Annotated in this window: 10 protein-coding genes; 1 reads left to right on the plus strand and 9 read right to left on the minus strand. The window is 67.3% G+C overall.

Annotation, left to right across the window (positions count from 1 at the left end; translation table 11 throughout):
- From B8115_RS13890 to B8115_RS13910, 5 genes are all read right to left on the minus strand, one after another.
- Positions 1-308, minus strand: a 308-nt coding sequence (locus B8115_RS13890; RefSeq protein ID WP_010628418.1) for a DUF4040 domain-containing protein, incomplete at its 3' end; no start/stop codon positions are given.
- On the minus strand, positions 305-649 hold the full coding sequence (mnhG, locus tag B8115_RS13895) for a monovalent cation/H(+) antiporter subunit G (protein WP_010628419.1): 345 nt from the start codon (positions 647-649) through the stop codon (positions 305-307). The genes mnhG and B8115_RS13890, both read right to left, overlap by 4 nt.
- Complete coding sequence (locus B8115_RS13900) at positions 642-938, minus strand: monovalent cation/H+ antiporter complex subunit F (RefSeq protein ID WP_010628420.1); 297 nt, start codon at positions 936-938, stop codon at positions 642-644. Before B8115_RS13900 ends, mnhG begins: the two co-directional genes overlap by 8 nt.
- On the minus strand, positions 935-1,453 hold the full coding sequence (locus tag B8115_RS13905) for a Na+/H+ antiporter subunit E (protein ID WP_051004641.1): 519 nt from the start codon (positions 1,451-1,453) through the stop codon (positions 935-937). Before B8115_RS13905 ends, B8115_RS13900 begins: the two co-directional genes overlap by 4 nt.
- Positions 1,425-4,199: a cation-transporting P-type ATPase gene (locus tag B8115_RS13910; RefSeq protein ID WP_010628422.1), complete on the minus strand. Its 2,775-nt coding sequence runs from the start codon at positions 4,197-4,199 to the stop codon at positions 1,425-1,427. Before B8115_RS13910 ends, B8115_RS13905 begins: the two co-directional genes overlap by 29 nt.
- 444 nt (positions 4,200-4,643) lie before the next feature.
- On the opposite strand from B8115_RS13910, the gene B8115_RS13915 reads away from it, so the two are divergent.
- A complete protein-coding gene (locus B8115_RS13915; protein WP_010628423.1) occupies positions 4,644-5,102 on the plus strand; it encodes a YchJ family protein in 459 nt (152 codons plus the stop codon).
- A gap of 40 nt (positions 5,103-5,142) precedes the next feature.
- On the opposite strand, the gene B8115_RS13920 is transcribed toward B8115_RS13915, so the two are convergent.
- From B8115_RS13920 to B8115_RS13935, 4 genes are all read right to left on the minus strand, one after another.
- Positions 5,143-6,489 (minus strand): Na+/H+ antiporter family protein, encoded by a 1,347-nt coding sequence (locus tag B8115_RS13920; protein ID WP_010628424.1) that lies wholly within the window; start codon positions 6,487-6,489, stop codon positions 5,143-5,145.
- 107 nt (positions 6,490-6,596) lie between these two features.
- Complete coding sequence (hutH, locus tag B8115_RS13925) at positions 6,597-8,129, minus strand: histidine ammonia-lyase (RefSeq protein WP_010628425.1); 1,533 nt, start codon at positions 8,127-8,129, stop codon at positions 6,597-6,599.
- Between the two features lie 172 nt (positions 8,130-8,301).
- Positions 8,302-9,993 (minus strand): urocanate hydratase, encoded by a 1,692-nt coding sequence (gene hutU, locus B8115_RS13930; RefSeq protein ID WP_010628426.1) that lies wholly within the window; start codon positions 9,991-9,993, stop codon positions 8,302-8,304.
- A 41-nt stretch (positions 9,994-10,034) separates the two neighbouring features.
- On the minus strand, positions 10,035-10,667 hold a 633-nt coding region (locus tag B8115_RS13935), incomplete at its 5' end, for a formimidoylglutamase (RefSeq protein ID WP_010628427.1).

The following is a 10,667-nucleotide window of genomic DNA, read 5'->3' on the forward strand; positions in this document are numbered from 1 at the left end:
GCGGCGAAGACGGCCGGATAGCGCCAGTAGCGGTGCCAGCGCTGCGGATGGGAGCCGACAGCGGCCGTGCTGGGCAGGCGGCCTAGCGCCGTGAGCAGCAGTGCGCCGGTCACCCCAGCGCCGATGGCGGCCTCCGCCAGGGCGATGTCCGGCGCCTCGAGGCGTACCCAGACCAGCGCCATGAGCAGGTTGAAGGCCATCAAGTGGACCACGGCGGCAAAGCGGCGGGTCAGAAACAGTGCCTGCCAGCCGAGCCAGATCAGGCCGGCGGCGAGCAGCAGATCGAAGCCCAGGGTCAGCGCCGTCATTCCTGCGGCTCCTGGCGTGCCTCCCGGCTTGCGCCTGTGCGGTTCTGCCAGGGACGAATGCCGCAGGCAGCTGCCGTCGATGCCACCAGCGTGGCGCCGATGCCCGAAGCCAGCAGCACCAGTAGCCATATCAGCATGATCTTGGCCGCCTCGGCCAGGCCGTCGGCCTGCAGCGCCAGGCCGGAACAGAGCAGCCCGAGCCCCAGGTTATCGGCCTTGGTCATGGCGTGCAGTCGGGTGAAGACATCAGGAAAGCGGATGAAGCCCAGGCTGCCCGTGACGAAGAACAGCGCGCCGGCGACCACCAGCAAATGGCTGACCACTTCGAGCCACTCAGTCATGCCTGGCCTCCTCGCGTGCCTGACCGTCCTCTCTCAGCAGCGTCCAGGTGCGGGTGACGAAATTGGCCATGGCCACTGCGGCAAGCAGGGCGAACAGCAGCGCAATGTCGACGAGGGCCGGCTGCTCGACCAGCGGGCTCAGTATCAGCAGCACTGCCACGGTGGTAGTCGTCATCAGCTCTGCGGCCACCATGCGGTCGGCGCTGGTCGGCCCTTGCCAGATGCGCCAGGCAGCGACACCGGCATTGGCCAGCAGCAGGACGGCGGCGAACAGATAGATCGGCGTCATGGGGAGCCCTCGTTGCGAAGATGGCGGCCACCGAAAAGCGCATCGATTTGCCCCTCCAGGCGTTGCAGCCTGTCGGCGATACCGTCCCGATAGTGCAGCACGTGCACCTGGAGATGGTCGCTGTCGATACGAACGGTGAGGGTGCCGGGCAGCAGATTGATCAAGGTCGCCATGAACAAGCGGCCGGAGGCGTCGTCCAGCCGCTGCCAACGATGCTCGATGACTCGTGTGTCGAGCTGCATGCGCGGACGACAGGCGAGCCAGGCCACCTCGATACCGCCGCGCAGGCCGAGCCACAGGGCCAGCGGCAGCAGGCGCAACCAGGCCACTGGCCGCAGCGGCAGATCGGGAATCGGCATCACCAGGGCGGTGATGATGATGGCCGGCACTCCCCAGCGCCAGCTCTCCGCTTCGCCGCCGCCGAGCATCCACCACAGCAAGGCGAGCAGGGCCAGACGACCGGCCCAGCCGCGCCAGTCGCCGAACCTAGTTGGCAGAAGTCGTCGCCTCGTCATGTCGGCCCGAGTGGGTGGCATCCGATCCCTCACGCTTGCGCAGGATGAACTTCTCCAGCTCCACGACCAGGTACAGCACCACGCTGCCGGCCAGGATCACCAGCCAGTGAATCGGTGACAGCGCGGCGCTGCCGAATACCGTCTGCATGAAGGGGATGTAGGTCCAACCCAACTGCAGCAGTACCACCAGGCCGATGGCGATCCATACCGGGCGGCTGCCGAAGATGCCGTGCAGAGAGAGTGTGCTGTTGACCAGAAAGCGGCTGTTGATCAGGTAGGCCGCACTGCTCATGACCAGCATGTTGACGGCGCCGGAGCGCGCCAGCTCCTCGCTGCCGCCCTGGACCTGCAGGATCCAGCTGAACATGCCGAATACGCCGATCAGCAGCAGAATCGAGACGAACACCACCCGCCACAGCAGGAAGAGGTCGAGCAGGGCCGCGGATGGATCGCGGGGCTCGCGCTGCATGATGTCCTCTTCGGCCTTCTCGAAGGCCAGTGCCAGGCCCAGGGTGACCGCCACCACCATGTTGACCCAGAGCGCCTGCAGCGGGGTGACCGGCAGCAGGGTGCCGGCCAGCACGGCCAGCATGATGGCCAGGCCCTGACCGCCGTTGGTGGGCAGAATGAAGGTCACGGTCTTGCGGATGTTGTCGTAGACCTTGCGCCCCTCCTCGATGGCGCCGACGATGGTGGCGAAGTTGTCGTCGGCCAGCACCATCTCGGCGGCCTCCTTGGCTGCCTCGGTACCCTGAATGCCCATGGCGACTCCGACGTCGGCCCGCTTGAGGGCGGGCCCGTCGTTGACCCCGTCGCCGGTCATGGCACAGATTCCACCTTTGGCCTGCATCGCCTTAACCAGACGCAGCTTGTGCTCCGGCGCCGCGCGGGCGAAGACGTCGATCTCGAGAATGCACTCCTCGAGCTGCTCGTCGGACATCTCCTCGATCTCGCGTCCGGTCAGGGCGCGGTCGGTGTGGGCGAAGCCGAGCTGTTCGGCGATGGCCTTGGCGGTCACGCCGTGGTCACCGGTGACCATCACCGGACGGATGCCCGCCTCGAGGCACTGCTTGACGGCCTCGATGGCGGCCTCCCGCGGCGGGTCGAGCAGCCCGACCAGGCCCAGCAACACCAGGCCCTGCTCGGCGTCCTCGTCACTGAGTTCGCCGGAGATGTCGTCGGCCTCCTTTTCCGCCAGGGCCAGCACACGCAGGCCGCGGGAGGAGAGGTCGTGGATTCGCTCTTCCCACTCCTGCTGATCCAGCTCGCTGTCGCCGTCGGCGCCACGTACCTTGTGGCACATCTCCAACAGTCGGTCCGGGGCGCCCTTGACCAGCAGGCGCTTGCCCTCCAGCTCGTTGAGGGTGGCCATGTACTTGCGCTCGGACTCGAAGGGGATGGCATCCTGGCGTGGGTGCTCGTCGCGCAGTTCGCCGGTGTCGAAGCCGCCCTTGGCGCCGGCCACCACCAGGGCACCCTCGGTGGGGTCGCCGTGGATCGTCCAGCGCTCGTCCTCTTCGGCGAGTTCGGAATCGTTGCACAGCACGCCGACCTTGAGGAAGTGCGCCAGCGCCGGGTAGTCGTCCAGCGAGATCTCCTCGCCGTACTCGTCGCTCTCCTTCTCTGAGGGGGCGGCGTGCAGCTTGCCTTCCGGGGCGAAGCCGATGCCCGAAAGGCGGAACTCGCCCTCGGGGAGCCAGATCGCCTGGGCGGTCATCTCGTTGCGGGTCAGGGTGCCGGTCTTGTCGGAGAAGATGGTGGAGATCGAGCCCAAGGTCTCGACCGCCGGCAGACGGCGGATGATGGCGTTGCGCTTGGCCATGACCTGCACGCCCAGCGCCAGGGTAATGGTGACGATGGCCGGTAGACCCTCGGGAATGGCGGCCACGGCCAGGCCCACCGCCGCCATGAACATGGCGCTGATGGGCTCGCCGTGGAGGACCACGCCGATGGCGGCGGTGAGGGCGGCGGCGCCCAGGATGAAGATCGCCAGTACGCGGCCGGCGCGGTCGAGTTGCTGCAGTAGCGGCGTCTTGAGCTGCTCGACCCCGCGCAGCATCTCCGAGATACGCCCGATCTCGGTGCGGGTGCCGGTTTCCACCACCACGCCCTGAGCGGTGCCCTGAACCACGATGGTGCTGGCATAGATCATGGCGCTGCGGTCGCCCAGCTCGGCGTCCTCCTCGACGGCGTCGGTCTGCTTGTCCACCGGGGTGGACTCACCGGTGAGGGCAGCCTCCTCGGTGCGCAGGCGCTTGGCCTCGAGCAGGCGCAGATCGGCGGGCACGCGATCGCCGCTCTCCAGCATGACGATGTCGCCGGGCACCAGCTCCTCGGCGTCGATGGTCTTGCGCTTGCCACCGCGCAGCACCGACGCCTGTGGCGAGAGCATGTTGCGTATGCTTTCCAGGGCCTGTTCGGCCTTGCCCTCCTGAATGAAGCCGATCAGCGCGATGATGATCACCACCCCGACGATGGCCGCGGCGTCCAGCATGTGGCCGAGGGCCAGGCTCGCCACCGCCGCCACCAGCAGTATGATCATCAGGATGTTGTTGAACTGTTCGAGCAGGCGCCGCCACCAGGGCCGCCCCTCCTCCTGCTTGAGCTGGTTGGGGCCGTAGTGGTCGAGGCGCGACTTGGCTTCGTCATCGCTCAGGCCATCACGGTTGCCGTCGACCTTCTCCAGGGCTTCATCGGGGGGCAGGGCATGCCAGGCGGTGCGGGAGTCGTCTTGGCGTTCGGGCATTTCCATATCTCCGAAAGCGGTGTGAATAAGGGAAGCGCTGAACAAATCGACGAGCGAGATGAAGCACAAGGCGCACGGAGCACAGGAACCGGAGCCTATGGGGTATAGGTGAGGATTCCGAGCACCGCGCAACGCAGTGATTTCGCTCGCGCAGGCATTTGTGCAGTGTTTCCTAAGCTCAGATGTAACATACGCGCTATCGCTGTGCCGTGACCCAGCGCAAGTTACGTGCCCCAACTCCTTGTCGGGGTGTTATTGGCTAGTTTGCCGAAGTCGCCGTTCGGCCCGCTGCAACGCAGCGGCGACAGAGAGCACAGGCTGCCTCCAGTGTAGGACAGCAGGCTGTGAGCGAAACCGTCGCTCTGTTTCGGTGGGTATCCGAGGGGGCTCGGCAACGGCAGCGCTGGCTGCGCTAGAATGGCGGCTCAACGGAACGGAGAACCGATGACTTCGACGATCTCACGCTGCCCCTGCGGCAGCGGACTGCCGCTGGATGCCTGCTGCGGCCGCTTTCATACCGGCGAGGCGGCGCCGACCCCCGAGGCGCTGATGCGCTCCCGCTACAGTGCCTTTGCCCTGGGGCTCGACGATTACCTGCTGGCGACCTGGCACGCCAGCACTCGCCCGGCGGACCTGAACCTGGACGATGCCACCAACTGGATACGTCTCGAGGTGCTCGATCACGGCTCGGCGGGCGAGCGTGGCCACGTGCATTTTCGCGCCACCTTTCGCGAAGGCAGGCGCTGGGGCGTGCTGGCGGAGAACTCGCGCTTCGTGCGCGAGGCGGGTCGCTGGTTCTATGTCGACGGCGAGCCCACCATGGAGCGCCTCAAGCCCGGCCGCAATGACCCTTGCCCCTGCGGCAGCGGGCGCAAGTTCAAGAGCTGCTGCGGCCTGGGCTGATCTTCCACAAGAGCTCTCTCAAAGCGCCCTCGCAGCACCCTCACAGCATCATGGCGGCCAGCCAGCCGAAGGCGATCAGCGGCAGGTTGTAGTGCAGGAAGGTCGGCACCACGGTGTCCCAGATATGGTCGTGCTGGCCGTCGGCGTTGAGCCCAGCGGTGGGGCCCAGGGTCGAGTCGGAGGCCGGCGAGCCGGCATCGCCGAGTGCCGCGGCGGTACCCACCAGGGCGACGGTGGCCATGGGTGAGAAGCCGAAGCTCAATGCCAGCGGTACGTAGAGCGAGGCGATGATCGGCACGGTGGAGAATGACGAGCCGATGCCCATGGTGATGAACAGGCCGACCAGCAGCATGATCAGCGCCGCCAGGCCCTTGTTGTCACCGATCAGCTCCGTCGAGCCCTCCACCAGAGCGGGTACCTCGCCGGTGGCCTGCATTACCCCGGCGAAGCCCGCCGCGCTGATCATGATGAAGCCCACCAGCGCCATCATGCGCATGCCTTCGGTGAAGATGTCGTCCTGTTCGTGCCAACGGAACACGCCGCTGACCGAGAGCAGGGCGAAGCCGAACAGCCCGCCCAGCACCATCGAACCCGAGAGCAGTTGGATCGTCACGGTGCCCACCAGCGCGGCGCCGAGCACTGCCATCTGCCAGGGCGCCAGGTGTTTGGCCGCCTCGGCGGGTGTCTCGTCGCCGTGAGCCAGGTCGCGATCCTCGTAGTGGCGCGGCCGGCGATAGCTGAACAGCACGGCGACAGCGAGCCCCAGCGCCATGCCGCCGATGGGCATCAGCATGGCCATGGGCACCATGCCGCGCGTCACCTCCAGGCCCAGCTCGGCGCCGCTCTCGTTGAGATTGGCCAGCAGGATGTCGTTGAGGAAGATCGCGCCGAAGCCTACCGGCAGCAGCATGTAGGGCGCGGTGATGCCGAATGTGATGACGCAGGCCGCCACCCGGCGATCCAGGCGCAGGTGATTCATCAGCTTGAGCAGCGGCGGCACCAGCACCGGAATGAAGGCGATGTGCACCGGGATCAGGTTCTGTGAGCTCACCGCCGCGGCGAGCAGGGCGCCGATCAGGGTGAAGGCGACCCAGCGGCGGCTCGACGGCTGGTCGTCCAGGTGCAGGCCGCGAATCGCTCGCTCGGCGAGCAGCTCGGTAACGCCCGAACGCGACAGGGCCACGGCGAAGGCGCCCAGCACGGCGTAGGAGAGCGCAATGGTGGCGCCGTTGCCGAGCCCCTGGTTGAAGGCGTCCATGATGGCGCCGATGGGCATGCCGGCGACCAGCCCACCGACCAGGCTGGCGGCGATCAGGGCGAAGACGACGGAGACGCGGGCGAGACTGAGGGTAACCATGACCAGGATGGCCAGAACGATGGCATTCATGACGGCTCTCGAGCTGGAGGATCGGACCGAAGCGAAACGGATGGGCGAAAGAAAACCCCGGCCTGGTGGGCCGGGGTAGCATATCTTACCTCAACGTACAGGGCGGGTCAGTGGCTGGGCAGCAGTTCCACCGGCACCAGCTCGTTGAGCACCCGTGAGGTGAGCAGGCGGGTGGCGCTCTCGATGTCGGGGCCAAAGAAGCGGTCGCGGTCGTAGTAGTCGACCTGGCCGCGCAGTGCCTTCCTGGCCTGCTCCAATCTTTCGGTGGTGGTCAGTCCTTGGCGGAAATCGAGCCCTTGGCAGGCCGCCAGCCATTCGATGGCCAGGATGCCGCGCACGTTGTCGGCCATCTCCCACAGCCGCTTGCCAGCGGCCGGCGCCATGGAGACGTGGTCCTCCTGGTTGGCCGAGGTGGGCAGGCTGTCGACGCTGTGCGGATGGGCCAGGGCCTTGTTCTCGCTGGCCAGCGCTGCGGCGGTGACCTGGGCGATCATGAAGCCGGAGTTGACCCCGCCGTTCTCCACCAGGAACGGCGGCAGCTGCGACATGTGGGTGTCCATCATCAGCGAGACGCGACGCTCGGTGAGCGAGCCGATCTCGGCCAGGGCCAGGGCCAGATTGTCGGCGGCCATGGCCACCGGCTCGGCGTGGAAGTTGCCGCCGGAGAGGATGTCGCCCTCGCCGCTGAATACCAGCGGGTTGTCCGATACCGCGTTGACCTCCACGGCCAGCACCTCGGCGGCCTGGCGGATCTGGGTCAGTACGGCGCCCATCACCTGGGGCTGGCAGCGCAGCGAGTAGGGGTCCTGCACCTTGTCGCAGTGGGCGTGGGAGTCGCTGATCTCGCTGCGCTCACCGAGCAGGTGACGATAGGCCGCAGCGGCGTCGATCTGGCCGCGCTGGCCGCGGGCGTCGTGGATGCGGGCATCGAAGGGCGAGCGTGAGCTGAGCGTGGCTTCCACCGTCAGCGCGCCGCACACCGTGGCGGCGGCGAACAGGTCTTCGGCCTCGAACAGCCCTTTCAAAGCGTAGGCGGTGGAGACCTGGGTGCCGTTGAGCAGCGCCAGGCCCTCCTTGGGGGCGAGCCGCAGCGGCTGGAGTCCGGCGATCTCGAGAGCCTGACGGGCCGGGATCCATTCGCCGCGATGGCGTGCCTTGCCTTCGCCGAGCAGCACCACGCTCATGTGGGCCAGCGGTGCCAGGTCGCCGGAGGCGCCGACGGAGCCCTTGAGCGGGATGTGCGGGTAGACTTCGGCGTTGACCAGGGCGAGCAGGGCGTCGAGCACTTCGCGGCGGATACCGGAGAAGCCGCGGGCCAGGCTGTTGACCTTGAGCACCATGATCAGGCGCACCAGGGCGTCTTCCATGGGCTCGCCCACGCCGGTGGCATGGGACAGCACCAGCGAGCGCTGCAGCTCTTCCAGGTTGTCGTGGTCGATGCGGGTCTGGGCCAGCAGGCCGAAGCCGGTGTTGATGCCGTAGACGGTGCGGTCCTCGGCGACGACGCGATTGACGCAATCGACGGCGCGCTGAATGGCGGCGTCGGCGCTGTCGGGCAGCGTCACGCGCAGCGGCGCCTCGAACACCTGGCGCGCCTGCGCCAGGGTCATCTTGCCGGGTCGAATGTCGAGATGGGTCATGGAATCTCTCTCCTGAAAATGCGTTGGCAGCTGAAGCGATGAGCTGTGCCGGCAACAAGTCTGCGCGAGGGCGCTGTGAACCCATCCCTGGGCGCTATTTTTGCCATCCATGGCAAAAAACCCTCGCTTCGGCTTGTTCCCGGCGCTCATCGCGCCGAACGTTGAGGCGCTCTTATTTATCGAGCATCGGCAGATCCAACCCATTTTCCCGGGCGCACTGCTTGGCGATATCGTACCCGGCATCGGCGTGGCGCATCACCCCGGTGCCCGGGTCGTTGCGCAGCACCCGGCCGAGGCGGGCGTGGGCGTCGTCCGTGCCGTCGGCGACGATCACCACCCCGGCGTGCTGGGAGAAGCCCATGCCCACGCCGCCGCCATGGTGCAGCGAAACCCAGGTGGCACCGCCGGCGGTGTTGAGCAGGGCGTTGAGCAGCGGCCAGTCGGAGACGGCATCGGAGCCGTCCATCATGGCTTCGGTCTCGCGGTTGGGGCTGGCCACCGAGCCGGAGTCGAGGTGGTCGCGACCGATGACCACAGGAGCCTTGAGCTCGCCGTTCTTGACCATCTCGTTGAAGGCCTGGCCGAGGCGGGCGCGATCCTTGAGGCCGACCCAGCAGATGCGCGCCGGCAGCCCCTGGAAGCTGATGCGCTCGCGGGCCATGTCGAGCCAGCGGTGCAGGTGCGGATCGTCGGGGATCAGCTCCTTGACCTTCTGGTCGGTCTTGTAGATGTCTTCCGGGTCGCCGGAGAGTGCGGCCCAGCGGAACGGGCCGATGCCCTGGCAGAACAGCGGACGGATGTAGGCTGGCACGAAGCCGGGGAAGTCGAAGGCGTTGGCCACTCCCTCTTCCTTGGCCATCTGGCGAATGTTGTTGCCATAGTCGAAGGTGGGCACGCCCATCTGCTGGAAGTCGAGCATGGCCTGCACGTGCACCGCCATGGACTGCTTGGCGGCCTTGACCACCGCTTCGGCTTCGCTCTTGCCGCGGGCCACGTACTCGTCCCAACTCCAGCCCGACGGCAGGTAGCCGTGCAGCGGGTCGTGGGCGCTGGTCTGGTCGGTGACCATGTCCGGCCGTACGCCGCGCTTGACCAGTTCCGGCAGCACGTCGGCGGCGTTGGCACACAGGCCGATTGAGACCGCCTTGCCCTCGGCGGTGTAGCGCTCGAGACGGGCCAGGGCGTCGTCGAGGTCGTCGGCCTGCTCGTCCAGGTAGCGGGTGCGCAGACGGAAGTCGATGCGCGACTGCTGGCATTCGATGTTCAGCGAGCTGGCGCCGGCCAGGCTTGCCGCCAGCGGCTGGGCGCCACCCATGCCGCCGAGCCCGGCGGTAAGGATCCAGCGGCCGGTGAGGTCGCCGCCGTAGTGCTGGCGCCCGGCCTCGACGAAGGTTTCATAGGTGCCCTGGACGATGCCCTGTGAGCCGATGTAGATCCACGAGCCGGCGGTCATCTGGCCGTACATCATCAGGCCCTTGCGGTCGAGCTCGTTGAAGTGCTCCCAGTTGGCCCAGGCCGGCACCAGGTTGGAGTTGGCCAGCAGCACCCGCGGGGCGTCCTTGTGAGTCTCGAACACGCCCACCGGCTTGCCTGACTGAATCAGCAGGGTCTGGTTGTCTTCCAGGCGCTTGAGTGTCGCGACGATGGTATCGAAGCACTGCCAGTCGCGGGCGGCGCGACCGATGCCGCCGTAGACCACCAGGTCTTCGGGGCGCTCGGCCACGTCGGGGTGAAGGTTGTTCATCAGCATGCGCAGCGGGGCTTCGGTGAGCCAGCTCTTGCAGCTGAGTTCGGAGCCGGTGGGCGCAGCGATACGGCGGCTGACGTCGTGGCGGGGATCGGCAGGAGTGGTATGGCTGTTCATCGTCGTGTTCTCTCTGGTGTTGCAAATCGTTGTGTGTCGGTTCAGGTATCCAGCGTCAGCCGGTGGATCAGGCGTGCCGCGGCCTTGGCGGTGCGGCCGTCGATATCGAAGCTGGGGTTGAGCTCGGCGACGTCGATCAGGCGCAGCTTGCCGGTGTCGCGTACGGCCTCCAGCAACGGTTCGATCAGCGCAAGGGGCACGCCGCGGGCGGCGGGGGCGCTGACTCCCGGTGCCTCGGCGGCCGGCAGCACGTCCAGGTCGATGCTGAGGTAGAGGTGGTCGCAGCGGGCCATGAAGCGCCCTAGTTCGCGCACGATGGCTTCGAGGCGCAGGGCATCGATCTCGTGGTCTTCACGTACCAGCACGTTCAGTTCCCTGGCCCGGGTGAACAGGGCGCGGGTATTGCTGGCCCGGCTCACGCCCAGGCAGGCGTAGCGGAACGGCCAGTTGCGGGCGTGGCACTCGGCTGCGATCTGGGCGAAGGGCGTGCCGGAGGAGCGCACGTGCCTCGGGTCGCGCAAGTCGAAGTGGGCATCGAGGTTGATGATGCCGATCCGCGGGCGGGCCTCGCCCTGGGCCTCGAAGTGGCGTGCCAGGCCCGACCAGCTGCCGAAGGCCACCTCGTGGCCGCCGCCCAGCACCAGCGGCAGGTGGCCGTGGGCCACTCGCGATAT

It is taken from the genome of Halomonas sp. KM-1 (genome assembly GCF_000246875.1).
Classification (GTDB): Bacteria; Pseudomonadota; Gammaproteobacteria; order Pseudomonadales; family Halomonadaceae; genus Halomonas; species Halomonas aerodenitrificans.